14 protein-coding genes and 1 riboswitch are annotated in these 13,999 nt (G+C 70.2%); of the genes, 10 read left to right on the forward strand and 4 right to left on the reverse strand.

Annotated features, from left to right (window positions below):
• The first annotated feature begins 111 nt into the window (after window positions 1-111).
• The 5 genes from JWS14_RS08205 to JWS14_RS08225 all read left to right on the forward strand — a co-directional run bounded on the left by JWS14_RS08205 (window position 112) and on the right by JWS14_RS08225 (window position 4,288).
• A complete protein-coding gene (locus tag JWS14_RS08205) occupies window positions 112-789 on the forward strand; it encodes an NUDIX hydrolase (RefSeq protein WP_206012839.1) in 678 nt (225 codons plus the stop codon).
• A gap of 58 nt (window positions 790-847) precedes the next feature.
• Window positions 848-943: riboswitch (TPP riboswitch) on the forward strand.
• Window positions 937-1,659 carry a TenA family protein gene (locus JWS14_RS08210; protein WP_206012840.1) on the forward strand — a complete coding sequence of 241 codons (723 nt, stop codon included), beginning with the start codon at window positions 937-939 and terminating at the stop codon, window positions 1,657-1,659. It overlaps the preceding riboswitch by 7 nt.
• On the forward strand, window positions 1,644-2,684 hold the full coding sequence (locus tag JWS14_RS08215) for an ABC transporter substrate-binding protein (protein ID WP_072945923.1): 1,041 nt from the start codon (window positions 1,644-1,646) through the stop codon (window positions 2,682-2,684). Before JWS14_RS08210 ends, JWS14_RS08215 begins: the two co-directional genes overlap by 16 nt.
• Complete coding sequence (locus JWS14_RS08220) at window positions 2,662-3,483, forward strand: ABC transporter permease (RefSeq protein WP_072945921.1); 822 nt, start codon at window positions 2,662-2,664, stop codon at window positions 3,481-3,483. Before JWS14_RS08215 ends, JWS14_RS08220 begins: the two co-directional genes overlap by 23 nt.
• Window positions 3,476-4,288, forward strand: a complete 813-nt coding sequence (locus JWS14_RS08225; protein WP_072945919.1) for an ABC transporter ATP-binding protein — start codon at window positions 3,476-3,478, stop codon at window positions 4,286-4,288. The genes JWS14_RS08220 and JWS14_RS08225 overlap by 8 nt, the downstream gene beginning before the upstream one ends.
• 29 nt (window positions 4,289-4,317) lie before the next feature.
• Here JWS14_RS08225 and JWS14_RS08230 read toward each other — a convergent pair whose 3' ends face one another.
• The gene (locus JWS14_RS08230) at window positions 4,318-5,676 is read right to left on the reverse strand and encodes a WS/DGAT/MGAT family O-acyltransferase (RefSeq protein ID WP_095865916.1); all 1,359 of its coding nucleotides are present in this window, start codon (window positions 5,674-5,676) and stop codon (window positions 4,318-4,320) included.
• A gap of 178 nt (window positions 5,677-5,854) precedes the next feature.
• Between JWS14_RS08230 and JWS14_RS08235 the strand changes: the two genes are divergently transcribed.
• Window positions 5,855-6,844: an alpha/beta hydrolase gene (locus JWS14_RS08235; protein ID WP_206012841.1), complete on the forward strand. Its 990-nt coding sequence runs from the start codon at window positions 5,855-5,857 to the stop codon at window positions 6,842-6,844.
• Window positions 6,845-6,854: 10 nt separating this feature from the next.
• On the opposite strand, the gene JWS14_RS08240 is transcribed toward JWS14_RS08235, so the two are convergent.
• Both JWS14_RS08240 and JWS14_RS08245 read right to left on the reverse strand, forming a co-directional pair.
• Window positions 6,855-7,199, reverse strand: a complete 345-nt coding sequence (locus JWS14_RS08240) for a 4Fe-4S dicluster domain-containing protein (protein ID WP_095865769.1) — start codon at window positions 7,197-7,199, stop codon at window positions 6,855-6,857.
• Entirely contained in the window at window positions 7,196-8,773 is a 1,578-nt protein-coding gene (locus JWS14_RS08245; RefSeq protein WP_206012842.1) for an FAD-binding protein, read from the reverse strand. The genes JWS14_RS08240 and JWS14_RS08245 overlap by 4 nt, the downstream gene beginning before the upstream one ends.
• A 303-nt stretch (window positions 8,774-9,076) precedes the next feature.
• On the opposite strand from JWS14_RS08245, the gene JWS14_RS08250 reads away from it, so the two are divergent.
• Entirely contained in the window at window positions 9,077-9,622 is a 546-nt protein-coding gene (locus JWS14_RS08250) for a hypothetical protein (RefSeq protein ID WP_072945910.1), read from the forward strand.
• Between the two features lie 3 nt (window positions 9,623-9,625).
• On the opposite strand, the gene JWS14_RS08255 is transcribed toward JWS14_RS08250, so the two are convergent.
• Window positions 9,626-10,837 (reverse strand): MFS transporter, encoded by a 1,212-nt coding sequence (locus JWS14_RS08255; RefSeq protein WP_206012843.1) that lies wholly within the window; start codon window positions 10,835-10,837, stop codon window positions 9,626-9,628.
• Between the two features lie 123 nt (window positions 10,838-10,960).
• Between JWS14_RS08255 and JWS14_RS08260 the strand changes: the two genes are divergently transcribed.
• The 3 genes from JWS14_RS08260 to JWS14_RS08270 all read left to right on the forward strand — a co-directional run bounded on the left by JWS14_RS08260 (window position 10,961) and on the right by JWS14_RS08270 (window position 13,972).
• On the forward strand, window positions 10,961-11,866 hold the full coding sequence (locus JWS14_RS08260; protein WP_206012844.1) for a PPE domain-containing protein: 906 nt from the start codon (window positions 10,961-10,963) through the stop codon (window positions 11,864-11,866).
• Between the two features lie 14 nt (window positions 11,867-11,880).
• Window positions 11,881-12,543, forward strand: a complete 663-nt coding sequence (locus JWS14_RS08265; protein ID WP_206012845.1) for an ESX secretion-associated protein EspG — start codon at window positions 11,881-11,883, stop codon at window positions 12,541-12,543.
• Between the two features lie 70 nt (window positions 12,544-12,613).
• Entirely contained in the window at window positions 12,614-13,972 is a 1,359-nt protein-coding gene (locus JWS14_RS08270) for a T3SS (YopN, CesT) and YbjN peptide-binding chaperone 1 (protein WP_083395813.1), read from the forward strand.
• Window positions 13,973-13,999: the final 27 nt, after the last annotated feature.

A 13,999-nucleotide genomic window follows, 5' to 3' on the forward strand; every position in this document is an offset into this window, starting at 1 on the left:
GCCGAATCTCCTCACGCAGCGCGTACGGGAATCTCTCGCCAAACTACCAACGATGCGCAGGCAGGACCGTTCGAACGCGATATAGATCAACCGCGCGCTAACATGTGCTCCGTGGCCGCATCGACCGATCCCGAGGGCAAGAGTCTCCTCGACTACCCGCGGCCGTCCGTGGCGGTCGACGTCGCCGTCCTCACCGTCGACGGCGCCGAGCTGAAAGTGCTTGTGGTTCCGCACCGTTCGGGCCGGCTCGCGCTTCCGGGCACCTTCCTCCACAAGGGCGAGCGGCTGCGGGACGCCGCCGAGCGGTGCCTGCGGATCAAGGCCGGACTGGCGGGTGCCGAGTTCCACCAGTTGGCGATGTTCGACGACCCCGCCCGCGACGACCGCGGGTGGGTGCTGTCGATGACGCACGGTGCGGCGCTGCCGCGCACGGCACTCCCCCGCGACGCCCTGCTGATCCCCGTCGACGGCGACCGGGTGACGCAGGACCTCGCGTTCGACCACGCGGACGTCGTCACCCTCGCCGTCGCCGACCTGCGCGAGCGGTACGCGCGGTCCGTCGACCCGTCGGGGCTGGCCGGCGACACGTTCACGGTGCTCGAACTCCGCCGGGTCTACGAGGTGGTGTTCGGCCGTCCCCTCCCGAAGGACTCGTTCCGCCGGCACATGATGCCCGCCCTCGAGCACACCGGCGACATGGCCGTCGTCGGGACCGGCAGGCCCGCCGAGATCTACACGCGCGGCCCCGCGCCCCTCCCGCCGGGAGCGGCCGCGTTCCTCGCAGGCTGAGCCCGTCCACCCACCCGGGGCCTTTCCGTTCGCGGCACGGCCGGTGCTAGGGTCGGCTTGTTCTGACACGGGGTGCTCCGCACGGGCGGGGCTGAGAACACACCCGGGAACCTGCTCAGGTAATGCTGACGAAGGGATGTCAACGTTGTGAATAGCTCTGTCCAAGGTGCTGCGGGCGCAGGCCAGCACGCCCGATTCACGGACCACTTGTGGGACCGGACCAAGGTGCTGCGCGAAGCGATCGACGAACTCGAGTTCCTCCGCCGCCTCGGCGACGGAACACTGCCGCTGGACGTGTTCCGCACGTACATCGAGCAGGATTTCCTGTACCTGACCGGATACGCGAAGGCCCTGTCCCTGGTCGCCGCGCATGCGCCGGGCCCCGTCGAGGCCGGCTTCTGGGCCGGCTCGGCAGCCGAGGCCGCCACGGTCGAGGCGACATTGCACCAGAATCTGCTGACCAGCGGACGGCTCCCCGCGTCGGACGCCGAACCGCAGCATTCGCAGGCCTGCCTCGGGTACATCTCCTACCTGACGGCGGTCGCCGCCACCGAGCCGTACGCGGTGTCCGCCGCCGCGGTGCTGCCGTGCTTCTGGATCTACGCCGACGTGGGACGCCGGCTGGCGGCGAGCGCCCGGGACGTGCTGGCCGCCGACCCGACGCACCCGTACGCACAGTGGGTGACCACGTACGACGCGGAGGAGTTCCACGCCGCCGTCGCGAAGGCCCGCGAACTCGTGGACGCCGCCGCGGAGGCCGCGACCGACGCCCAGCGCGAGGCGATGGTGGAGGCGTTCACGATCGCCAGCCGCTACGAACTCATGTTCTGGGACACCGCACTCAACAAGCAGGAATGGCCGGCGTCGTGACACTTTTCTCCCGTACCAAGCGCGCTGCCACCGCAGCCGTCATCCTCGTCTCGGCCCTGTCGATGCTCACCGGCTGCGCCGGCGACTCACAGTCCGACGACACCATCCGGTTCGCACTCGACTGGACGCCGAACACCAACCACACCGGACTGTTCGTCGCCCAGCAGGAGGGCTGGTTCGCGGACGCCGGACTCGACGTGCAGGTTCTGCCGTACAACGACACCTCACCCGACACCCTCGTCGACGCCGGCAACGCGGAGTTCGGCGTGAGCTTCCAGAGTTCCGCGACGTTCTCGAAGGCCGCGGGCGCCCAGACCACGTCGGTCATGGCCCCGCTGCAGCACTGGGCGACGGGCATCGCGGTGAAGGCGGATCGCGCCGACATCACCCGCCCCCGGGATCTCGACGGCAAGATCTACGCCGGTTTCGCGGACCCCGACGGCGAGGAGACGCTGAAGCAGATCATCCGGAACGACGGCGGCAAGGGCGAATTCACCACCGTCACGCTCGGCACGTCGGCCTACGAGGCCGTGTACTCCGGCACCGCCGACTTCACCGTGTCGTTCTTCGGCTGGGAGGGCATCGAGGCCGAGCACCGGGGCACCCCGATGCGCTACTTCCACTACACCGACTACGGCTTCCCGGACGCGTACGCACTCGTCATCGAGGGCAACGAGCAGTGGATGGACGAGCATCCCGAGCAGGCCCGCAAGTTCGTCCAGGCCCTGCAGCGCGGCTACCAGTTCGCCGCCGACCGGCCGGACGAGGCCGCGCAGATGTTGATCGACGCCAACCCCGGCGCCTTCACGGACGAGTCCCTCGTGCGGGAGAGCCAGCAGATGCTGTCCTCCGAGTACATGAAGGACGCTTCCGGAAAGGTCGGGACACAGACGGCCGAGCAGTGGGCGGGGTACTCCGGTTTCCTGTTCCAGCACGGCCTGCTCACTGGCCCCGACGGGGCACCGCTGACCACGGAACCCGACTGGTCGACGTATTTCACCAATGAGTACCTCGCTCAGCCCTGACCCGACCCTCCGGACCCCGGCCCCGGGCACGTCCCCGCTGCTGCGGCGGGTACTGCCCGCGGTCGTGGTCGTGGCGCTGCTGGTCGTCGCGTGGCAGGTGTACGTGACGGTCAGCGGTATCCGGCCGCAGGTGCTGCCGTCGCCGCTGCGGGTCGTCCAGCAGGGTTGGCGGGCGCGGGACGCCATCTCCGGTCACGCCTCCGCGACACTGCAGGTGACGCTGATCGGGTTCGCCGTGTCCCTGCTCTGCGCGTGGGCTCTCGCCGTGCTCGTGGACTTCTCGCCGTGGCTGCGACGCGCATTCGTTCCGCTGTTCGTCGTGTCGCAGACGCTGCCGATCATCGCGATCGCGCCGCTGATGATCATCTGGTTCGGATTCGGTCTGCTGCCGAAGGTCCTCGTGATCGCCCTCGCCACGTTCTTCCCCATGACGATCGGCCTGATCGAGGGTTTCGCCGCCGCCGACCGGGAGGCGGGTGCGCTGTTGCGCAGCATGGGCGCCTCCCGGTGGCAGGAATTCCGCTACGTGCGGCTGCCCTCGGCCATCCCCCGGTTCTTCACCGCCCTGCGCATCGGCATCACGTACGCCGTCGTGGGTGCCGTGTTCGCCGAATACGTCGGGGCCACGTCCGGTCTCGGCATCTACATGGCCACGCAGAAGAACTCCTTCCGCACCGACCTCGTGCTGGCGGCGGTGCTCGTCACCGCCGTGATCAGCGTCAGCCTCTACCTGCTCACGTTCGCGGTGGAGCGCGTCGTCGCCCCCTGGATCAAGAACGAGAGAGCCCGGCATGAGTGAGACCGCGCGCGTCGCACTGTCCGGACTGAGCAAGGGATTCCCCGTCCGCGGCGGCATCCGTCCCGTCCTCGACAACGTCTCGTTCACCGTCGAACCGGGCGAGTTCGTGTCGGTGATCGGCCCCAGCGGGTGCGGGAAGAGCACCGCGTTCGCCATGCTCGCCGGACTCGACCAACCGGACGCCGGCACCGTCACGATCGGCGGCGAGCCCGTGCGTCCCGCGGGCAGTGGCCCGTCGAACTGCGCGTACATGCCGCAGAAGGACCTGCTGTTCCCGTGGCGCAGCGTCCTCGACAACACCACCCTCGGACTCGAGGTGCAGGGCGTGCCCCGGAAACAGGCGCGGGACAAAGCCCGGGAACTGTTTTCCGTCTTCGGTCTCGGCGGGTTCGAGGACGCCCGCCCCAGCCAGCTGTCCGGCGGCATGCGACAGCGCGCCGCGATGCTGCGGACCGTCGTCCAGGACCGGCCCGTGCTGCTGCTCGACGAGCCGTTCGGCGCCCTGGATTCGTTGACCCGCACCGAGATGCAGACCTGGTTGCAGGACGTGTGGCAGCGCTACCGGTGGACCGTCCTGATGATCACCCACGACATCCGGGAGGCCGTCTACCTGTCGGACCGGGTGGTCGTGCTGTCCGCCCGGCCCGCCACCGTGCGGCGCGAGGTGACGGTGGGCCTGCCCCGCCCCCGCGAACTGTCGATGATGACGTCACCCGAATTCGCGGACGTCGAACACGAACTGCTCGGCGTGCTGCACGAGGAATCGCGGCGGGCCCTCGTCGAGCAGGAGTCGGGCAGACGCTGAAACCCGCGGCGCCTCCAAGCAGTAGCGTCTCAGAGTAGTGCCGCCTCCAGTTCGCCGAGGGCAGCCTCCAGGTAGTGGAGGATGCGTTGCAGGCTCGGCACCGAGCGGCGGCACCCGATGACACCGAAATCGAGGTTGCCGCCGTTGGTGGTGAGCGTGATGTTCAGCGCCTGCCCGTCCAGCACCACCGACGTCGGGTAGATGCCGTCCAGCCGGGACCCGTTCCAGTACATGGTCTTCCGCGGTCCCGGGACGTTGGAGATGATCACGTTGAACGGCGGCGGCGTGAAGCGGACGAACCCCGGCACCGGCGTCAGGGCGATCGGTGACATGTTGACCGCGGACCACGCCAGCGCCTGCAACGAGGTGAGGCTGCCGAACAATTCCTTTCCCTGCGACATGGACGCGGAGATCGCCGTCAGACGCTCCGCCGGGTCGTCGACGTCCGTCGCCAGGTTGCACAACGTCACCCCCACCGCGTTGCCGCCGGAGTCGGCCTTCTGCTCGTCGCGCAGCGACACCGGAACCATCGCGATCAGCGGTTCGTCCGGCAGCGCGTTCTGTTCCTCGAGGTAGCCCCGCAGCCCCCCGGCGCACATGGCCATCACGACGTCGTTGACACTGACGCCTGCCGCTTTCCGCACGGCATGGATCCGGTCGAGCGGCCAGGACTGCGCGGCGAACCGGCGCGCGCCACCGATCGGGACGTTGAGCATGGTGCGGGGCGCCTCGTACGGAAACCTCATGTCGTGCTGACCCATCGCGGTGCGGGCGATCCGCAGCGACGCCGGCGCGAGACCGGCGACGTCGCCGACCGTGCGGCGGACCCCGTTCACCACCGACCAGAGGTCGGGGGCGGCGGCTCCGTTCGCCGACCCCGAGCGCGGCAGGTTCCACGGCGGCGGCGCGTCGCGCACGTCCGGGTCGGTCGACAGCGTCCGCATCAGCAGCCGCAGCCCGGAGACCCCGTCCATCAGCGAGTGGTGCAGCTTGGTGTAGATCGCGAACCGGCCGTCGGAGAGGCCCTCGATCAGATACATCTCCCACAGCGGGCGATGACGGTCCAGGAGCGTGCCGTGCAACCGGGACGTCAGCGTCAGCAATTCGCGGACCCGGTACGGCGCAGGCAGGGCCGAATGACGCACGTGGTATTCGAGATCGACGTCCGACTCGTCGGCCCACCACAGGTTCCCGAGACTGCCGACCGGGCCCGCCGGCTTCTTGCGGAACGTGGGGTCCACGTCCGTGTGCTTCAGCAGTGTTTCGTGCATCGACTTCACGTAGTCCGGTCCGGCATCCTCCGGCGGTGTGAACAATTCGAGCGATCCGACATGCATCGGATGCTCTCGCGATTCGCCGAGAAGGAATATCGAATCGGTAACCGGCATGATCCCCACCTGGACGTTCACCCCCGCTCGGTCACTATCCCATTACGACTTCCGCCTGGATGCTACGTCGGGCGTAGCGTCCGTGCGACCTACTTCGATGTAGACCGTACGGCGCAAAGAGGTGGCAAACCTGAAGGCAGCACGTCGAAGGGCACCGAGGCCGGAACGGAGGCAGGCAATGAGCACTGCGACTTACGAATTCTGCCCGTCACCGCTCCCGGTGACGCGGCGGGAGTTCGCCGGGACCAGCCTGCAGTCGGCGGCCCTCGCACATACCCTCCGCCGCACGGTCCGGCCGTTCCTCGACGGGTGGGCGCGCTACCCCGAACTGCCGTGGCCCACCGGAGTCGTCGACCTGTTCGGGTACTCGCTCGGCCCCATCCGCGGAACCCAGCGCAGGCCCGTCCGGCTGCCGCACTGCCGCGCCGAATGGATCCGGCCTCCGGGTGAGCTCGGCGACCGGGCGATCCTCTACCTCCACGGCGGGGCGTTCCTGTGCTGCGGGATCAACTCGCACCGCCAGATGGTGTCGCGGATCTCGGCGGAGTCCCAGGCGTCGACGCTGAACGTCGCGTACCGGATGATCCCGCGGAACCCCATCCGGGCGGCCGTCGCGGACGGTGTCGACGGGTACCGGTGGCTGCTCGCGCACGGGTACACCGCGGACCGCCTCGTCATCGCCGGCGACTCGGCGGGCGGATTCCTGACGTTCATGGTGACGCTCGAAGCGCTGCGCCAGGGGCTGCCGCGTCCCGCCGCCGACGTCGCGCTGTCGCCGCTGACCGACCTCGACCCGGTGAACAAGCTGGCCCATCCCAACGCCGACCTCTGCGCCGTCTTCCCCAAACGCGCGGTCGGTGCCCTGTCCAGGCTGATCGAACGCCTGGACACCCGGGGCGGGCACGAGCCGTCCACGTCCCCCGTGGACGGCTCCCTCGCCTCCATGCCGCCTGCCCTGATCCAGACCGGCTCGCAGGAAATGGTGTACGTCGACGCGGAACTGATGTCCGAGCGGCTGTCCCAGGCCGGTGTGCCGTGCGAACTGCAGGTGTGGGAGCGGCAGGTGCACGTCTTCCAGGCCGCCGCCGGACTGCTCCCCGAAGGCACCCGCGCCATCCGCGAGATCGGCCGGTTCATCCGCAGGGCCACCCCCGTGAGTGCTTGTTAACGTCCGGCGGTTACGAAGTACTCACGGGTGCGAACAGGTGGTTCCGGTCGAGCGTGGAACCCGGCGTGCGCCCGCCACCCCACCCGATCACGGCGCGGTAGGCGCCGAGCGCCCCGGACTCCGCCAGCGCGTCGGCGTCGGTGTGGGTGGAGTCCTCGGGAACCGGGGTGTCGAACGGCGCGACGTACAGCGCGTCGGTGGGACAGTTCGCCTCACACATGAAGCACGTCTGGCAGTCCTCCTGGTGCGCGACGACGGGAACCCCGTCCTCGCCGCGCCGGAAGACGTCCGTCGGGCAGACCTTGATGCAGATGTCGCACTGCACGCACCTGTCGGCGAGGACGACCTCGATCACGACGCCACCGTCCTGTTTTCGGCGGCGCCGTGTTCCGGCCGCACCCACACTTCGCCCATTCCGCCCGACAGCAGGCGACGGGTCTGCGACGGATCGGTGTCGGGCAGGTCGGTGCGCACGTGCATGCCCCGGGTCTCGGTCCGCGCCAGCGCCGAGTGGGTCGCCCACCGGGCCGCGGCGAGCATCGCGGCGGCCGAACGTGCCTGCAGCAGTTCCCGTTCGCTCCCGCCGAGCAGATCGGCGGCACCCGACCAGGCTTCGTCGAGCGCGGTCACGCTGTCCTGCAGGCTCGTCGCGCTGCGCCGGTAGCTGCGCCGCAGCGGCAGGGTGTGCTCCTGAACCAGTCCGACGATGGCGCGCGACGCTTGCCGCCGGGCGGACGGGCCGCGCAGACCGGCCGTTCCCGCGCCGCGCACTCCGTCGGGGACGGGACGCCCCCGCGCGAACCGGGCGGCGCCCGCGCCCGCCCATGTTCCCGAGGAGATCGCCCAGGCCCCGTTGTGACTGCCGCCGCCGCTGCGGCCGCCGGTGATCAACTCGCGGGTGGCGGCGTCGCCGGCTGCGAACAGGCCGGGAACGTCACTGGCGCAGTCGGTGCCGGTGATCCGGATGCCTCCGGTCCCACGCACCGTCCCCTCCAGCACCGCGCGCACGGGATACTTCTGCGTGAACGGGTCGATGCCAGCCTTGTCCAGCGGCAAAAAGTAATTCGGTTGCGACGTGCGCATGACCGCGCGGATGTCGGGCCGGGCCCGATCCAGCCGCGCATACACCGGGCGGCCGGTGGCGAGGTGCGCCATCGCGGCGCCGCGTGCGGAGAAGCCGCCGTCCCCGAGCGGCTGGCCGTCCGCGTCGTAGTACGTGGCGAACTGCATCATCAAGCCCTTGGTGTGCCCGCTCCACGCCGGGGCCAGCGCGTAGGCGGTCGAGAATTCCATGCCCGAGAACGACGCCCCGACCTCGGCGGCCATCAGGAGTCCGTCGCCGGTGTCGACGTTCGTTCCGAAACTTCCCGACAGGAACGCGCAGCCGCCGGTCGCCACGACCACGGCCCCGGCGCGCACCGACCACGGCGCGTATCCGTTCTGCCGTTGCAGACCGGCGGCGCCGGACACGACGCCGTCGCCGGTGGTGAGCAGTTCCAGGGCGGGGCTGTGGTCGAGAATGGTGACCCCGGCCCGGTGCACGCGCCTGCGCATCCGGCGCATGTACTCCGGCCCCTGCAGGCTGGTGCGCACCTCCCGGCCGTCGTCGCCGGACGGAAACCGGTAGCCGGAATCGGCCAGTTCGTCCACCCGGCGGTGGGTCTCCTCGAGCACCCGGTACATCCAGGCCGGTTCGGACAGCCGGCCGCCGTCCTCGAAGCGGGCCTGCACCGACCGTTCGCGGGCGGGGCCGGGCGGGATGTTCCACAGGTTGTTGCCACCCGACGCGGTGGGACCGCTGGTTCCGCAGTACCCCTTGTCGGCGAGCACCACCCGGGCGCCCTCCCGGGCCGCGGACAGTGCCGCCCAGGTGGCGGCGGGTCCGCCGCCGAGGACGAGGACGTCGGCGACGATCTCGAGTGCGCTCACGAAGCGAACAGCATCGCCGACGCGGCGACGGCCGCCCCGGCTCGTTCGGACAGCGGGCGGCGGCGGAACAATCTGTCGAGCAGAGACATCGTTACCCCCGGTCGGAGCGGTATGGACACCGCTCGATCGTCGGCTCGCGACCCCGTCCGGGCAAGGGTTCTCGTCAGCGTGCGCCGAACCCCGGCGGCCGCCCGGCAACCTTCGAGCGAACCCCTCCCGGGCAACTCGATTGCGGACACGTGCACCAGCCGGGGGCAACGCCCTCTATGGTGGACGCATTTGCACGCCGACGACGGGTAAAGCATGGACGACAGGACTGTAGCGATCGGGGCGCTTGCGATTGCCACCGTTTCAGCGGTCTCCGGGCTGATGATCGGCGCCGCAGGCGGCGCGTTCGGCAGTCGCGGACCGACAGTCGTGCCACCACCGCTGTCGTCGGAAGGTCTGCAGGCCGCGGGGCCGTACAGCGCGGAACCGGCGACGTTCCAGGTGTTCGTCCCGCCGACCCCCACCTGGCAGATGGCGGAGCTGACCACCCCGCGGGTCGTCACCCTCCCCACCGAACCGGCGCCGGTGACCACCGCGCCGCCGCCCGCGCCCTCGACGACCCCCGCACCGCCTCCCCCGCCGCCGGTCCGGACGACGCTCGCGCCGCCTCCGCCTCCCCCTCCGCCGACGATCAGCCTCGCCCCGGTCACCACGCCGGTGACCCGGCCCCCGATCGTCACGACGACCGAGGCGACCGTTCCGCCGCAGGCCGCCGTGGCACCGACACTGGCGCCGACCACCACCACGACGACGCGTCCGGTGATCACGATCCCGCCGGTCACCACCAGGCCACGAGGCTGACGCTCAGGCCCGTCTGCGCGCGATCAGTTGCGCGACGGCCACCCCCGCACCCAGCGCGGCGACCAGCGCGCTGAAGACGATCCCGGCGGCCCGAAGGTCGGTGAACCGCGCGAGCACGCCGACACCGACCGCGGGGACGGCCAGCATCACGTAGATCCCCGCGAAGAACGCCGACGACACCCCGCCGCGGAACTGCTGCTCGACCCGTTCGACGGTGGTGGCGATCGAGGCATTGAGGCACAGGCCCCCGGCGACGCCGAGCACCACCGCGGACGCGAGCAGCGGCGCGAGCACGATGTTCGCCAGCGCGAGCGCCAGCAGGCCGGCTGACGGGATCAACGCGAGGCACCCGACGAGCATCGCGGCGGCCGTCGACATCCGGCGTGCGAGGAGCTGACCGAAGGCCATGAACAGGAACGTCAGGAACACGACGAGACCGGCCATCGTGTGGCTCCTCGACCCCAGATATTCGGTCAGGAACAGCGCCGACACGGCGGTGAGCACACCGGTCACCGCGAATGCGGTTCCGGCGGCGAGCACGGCGGTGACGAAGGCGCCGCGGATCGACGCCGGAACCTGCAGGCGGCGAGGTCGGATGCGCCACGTCGGGCGGGTGGCCGGTGCCGGCGCGAACAGCCACAACGCGGCGCCCGCGAGGACGGCGAGCACGAGATTCACCACATAGGGAATGGTCAGCGGACTCGAGGTGAGGTCGGCGATCACCCCCGCGCTGAGCGTGCCCAATCCGAGTCCGCCGGTGTTCACCGCGATCGCGAGCATTCCGGCTGCGGCCTTGCGGTCGGGCGGGAACAGATCGATCACCGCGGCCGTGCCCGTGCCGGTCATGAGGCCTGCGGACAGCCCGGAGATCACCCGGGCCACCACGAACACCGGAAGCGTGGACGGCAACAAGAACAGCACGGCACTCACCGCGGCGAGGGTGACCGCGAGAAAGAGCACCGGACGCCGTCCGAGGTCGTCGGACAGCCGCCCGAACAGGGCGAGCGCGACCACGACCCCGACCGCGTACACGGCGAACAGGATCGTGACGGTGAGGGCGCTGAACGCCAGTTCCTGCGCATAGATGGAATAGAGCGGGGTGGGAAGTGTCGTTCCCATCATCGTGACGAGGAACGCGAACGACGTGGCCCCGACCGCGAGGGCGGACGACCGCCGGGTGCGGGTTCCGGACACTGCGGGCGAGAACGAAGGCATGGATCCGAGCCTTTCGGAGATCGGGAGCGGTGACAAGCCCCGTCCAGCAGTCGGTAAGGTGGCTTCCCGCCGGATTGGGGGGTCCACTCCGGGACCGAGAGTGTCCAGCAGCGGAGGTCGGGGATGAATGGCGGGGAGAATTTTCGATCGGGCGCCTGGGATCACCGCGCCATCAGCAGTGCTGTCGACGCCCTGAGACCCGCCGAGTCCGAGGCGGTCGCCGCGTCCTGGGACGACCTCGGACGAAAATTTCAGGAGTCCGTGGCCGCGTTCCACGAAACGACCCGGGCCGCGGTCGGCACCGGCTGGCGCGGACGGTCGGCGACCGCGGTGGTGTCGGCACTCGACGACTACGCCGCCCGGGCCGGGCAGGTCGGCGGCCGTTTCGCCGACGTGGGAGAGGCATTGCGGCACGCGAGCGCCGGCGCCGAAGCGGTACGCGGTGCGGTCGGCCCGCCCGGGGACCACCCGACCGACTGGACCCGGGTGCTACCCGGCAACTGGACCGCGGAAGCCGACGCCGATGCCGCGGAACAGGACGCGAAGGCGACCATGGATACCCTGTACGCGTCGGCGTATCGGGTTGCCGACGATCGACTCCCCACCGACGGTCTCGCCGCGACCCACGGTGCGGCGACGGAACACGGGCGGCCGGTGGGCTTCGACATCGGACCGAACGGCGTGCACGGCGTACCCAGCGATCAGCAGGTGGCCGAACCCGAACCTGAACCCGGCGCGGACTCCGAGCCTCGCGAGAGTGACCAGGTCCAGCCCCAGGCCACGCAGGCCGCTCCCGGTTCGATCGCCGGTGCGGCGCTGGCCGGGGCCGTCGGCGGCGGGGTGGCGCAGTACGCGCACGGCATCGTGGCCGCGCACCGGGCGCCGGCCCCCGAACGGCCCGGCAGTCTGGCCCTGCCCGCCGCACGCGAAGACGAGGAGGAACCACCGACCTACCTCGAAAGCATCGACGAGGGAAGCGAACTCGTCGGGAAACTACCCCTCGTCACGCCCGCGGTGATCGGCGAATAGTCGTGGGGCACTGGGTGTTGAGCGGTCCGCAGTTCTCGGCGTCGTGGGCGCGGACCGGCCAGGACCGCATCCCGTATCCGTTCACGGTCACGAGCGCGCTGGCCACCGCCGACGAGTACGAGGCCGAGCAGCGCCGGATCCGCGCCGACTTCTCCGGACCGGAACACGACCCGCTCGCGTCGGCGCTGCTGGTGCTCGCCGAACCCGACCTCCGGATCGAGATCTCCGGCTCCGAAGGCGGCACGCCGATCCGCCTGATCGGGGCGCTCGCGCGCGGGCACGGAATCGCGGCGGTGCAGCATCCGGGCGGCGAGGTGGTGATCCGCAGCTGTGAACCGTACGACGTCGGCAGGCAGCTGATCGCGCAGCTGCCCGACACCGACGCGGGCACGCGTCGCGGCGTCGTGGTCGACCGGGCGGATGCCGCGCACCGGCAGGCGGAGGTCGCCCGGATCCTCGACCGCCCGTCGACGGGTCAGGGGGTCGTCACCGTCGTCCGCGGCGCGCGGCACTCGCCGCGCCCGGTCGGCGGTCTGGCGTGGCGTGACATCGACAGCGACGGCAGATATCTCGTGTGGGGCGACACGGCGGTGGCGGTGGAACCGGGCACGTCGTGGGACCTCCTCGACGCGGTCACCCGGCTGACCGGACGGATCGCGGCCGGTCACCCCGTCTGAGCCCCGCACCCCCTCCTGCGCTGCGGTGTCAGCGATCGCCGCTACCGTATACAGCGGAAGTAGGTGACCTGTGGCCGACCCGGACGGAGCAGACATGCAGGACTTCGATCTGGATTCGAGCGTGAACCGCGACTGGGCGGAGTTCCAGCGGCGCCTCGCGGACTATCTGGCGGCGATGCAGGACGAGGACCTACTGGTGCTCGAATCGGGATTCGAGGAACTCGACGAATCCCAGGGGCTGATGCCGTGCATCCAGTTCGTGGTGTGGGACGGCGACACAGTGCGCTGCGAGGTGCCGTCGAACCACTACCTGCACCCCGACCGCGCGCTGACCGAGGCCGAGCAGACGTACCTCACCGAGCTGGGCTGGAACCGTCCGACCCGCGGCCCAGACGACGACCCGGACGACGGCTCCCCCGCGTTCTACGTGGACAAGAAGCTGTCGTGGTCAGATCAGCTGGCCGCGATGGCGGTGGCCGCGTTCCGCGACGTCTGGGGAATCACGCATCCCGCGTTCCTGAGTACCGAGACGTCGAGCACCGATCCCGAGGCCACGTTCGACCCGATTGCGGTGCGGCCGCCGCTGGTCGCGCAACTCGACCCCGCGGCCGCCGTGGTCCCGCGGGACGTCGAGCACCTGCACGAACTGATCACGCTCTCGCTGGTGCCGATGCTCGGGCTGCTGCCCGAACGCGACCCGGACGGCGACGTCCCGATCCGGATGGGCAACACCATCCTGTTCGTCGGGCCGCTCGCCGACACCGTCGACGTGCAACTGTTCGCGCCGCTGGTGCACGACATCAGCGACCGCACCCGGGCGGCCGAGGTCACCGCCGACCTCAACCGCACCTGGTCACGGATCAAGTTCGTGCTGGTCGACGACCGTTTGTCGGCGTTCCTGGAGGTGTCGGGCAACCCGTTCGTCCCGCAGCACCTTACGGACAGCTGCAAGTCGTTCGCCGATTTCCTGCGCACCGTCGACAGCGACTTCGCGGCGCGGTTCGGCGGCGAACTGTTCTTCAACCGGGACTCCGGCCCCGACGAGGAACCCGAACCTGTGTCGGCACCCCACACCGGGAACGGGACGTCGACGACCGATCTGCCGAAGGAACTCCAGACGCTGTTCCATCTCGATCCCGGGTGCGGTGGCGACACCGATCCGGCCGTCGTCGCCGACGTGTGCGGTCACGACCGCGACCGGATCCTCGCCCTCCTCGACACCGGCACCGCGTGGGTGTCCCGTCTGCGTGACACGGACGACGCGTCGGTGGAGCACTGGGAGCGCGTCGTCCGCACCCTGCGCAACGCCCTCCGGACCGTCGTACTGCCGCCGACGGAGAACGCTCCCGACACCAAGCCGCGGCCCGAGCAGATGGGACTGTTCAACAACCCCGAGGAGCAGACGCTGTTCGACGATCCGTCGTCCTAGAAGCGACCGTTTCGACGATCGGTCCGG

This window comes from Rhodococcus koreensis (genome assembly GCF_017068375.1).
Classification (GTDB): Bacteria; Actinomycetota; Actinomycetes; order Mycobacteriales; family Mycobacteriaceae; genus Rhodococcus_F; species Rhodococcus_F koreensis.

Excerpts from the sequence above, each read along its gene's own strand:
- JWS14_RS08250 (WP_072945910.1), top strand. The coding sequence starts at position 9,077 with ATGGACGACAGGACTGTAGCGATCGGGGCGCTTGCGATTGCCACCGTT.
- JWS14_RS08235 (WP_206012841.1), top strand. The coding sequence starts at position 5,855 with ATGAGCACTGCGACTTACGAATTCTGCCCGTCACCGCTCCCGGTGACG.
- JWS14_RS08230 (WP_095865916.1), bottom strand. The coding sequence starts at position 5,676 with ATGCCGGTTACCGATTCGATATTCCTTCTCGGCGAATCGCGAGAGCAT.
- JWS14_RS08255 (WP_206012843.1), bottom strand. The coding sequence starts at position 10,837 with ATGCCTTCGTTCTCGCCCGCAGTGTCCGGAACCCGCACCCGGCGGTCG.
- JWS14_RS08220 (WP_072945921.1), top strand. The coding sequence starts at position 2,662 with ATGAGTACCTCGCTCAGCCCTGACCCGACCCTCCGGACCCCGGCCCCG.
- JWS14_RS08225 (WP_072945919.1), top strand. The coding sequence starts at position 3,476 with ATGAGTGAGACCGCGCGCGTCGCACTGTCCGGACTGAGCAAGGGATTC.
- JWS14_RS08215 (WP_072945923.1), top strand. The coding sequence starts at position 1,644 with ATGGCCGGCGTCGTGACACTTTTCTCCCGTACCAAGCGCGCTGCCACC.
- JWS14_RS08260 (WP_206012844.1), top strand. The coding sequence starts at position 10,961 with ATGAATGGCGGGGAGAATTTTCGATCGGGCGCCTGGGATCACCGCGCC.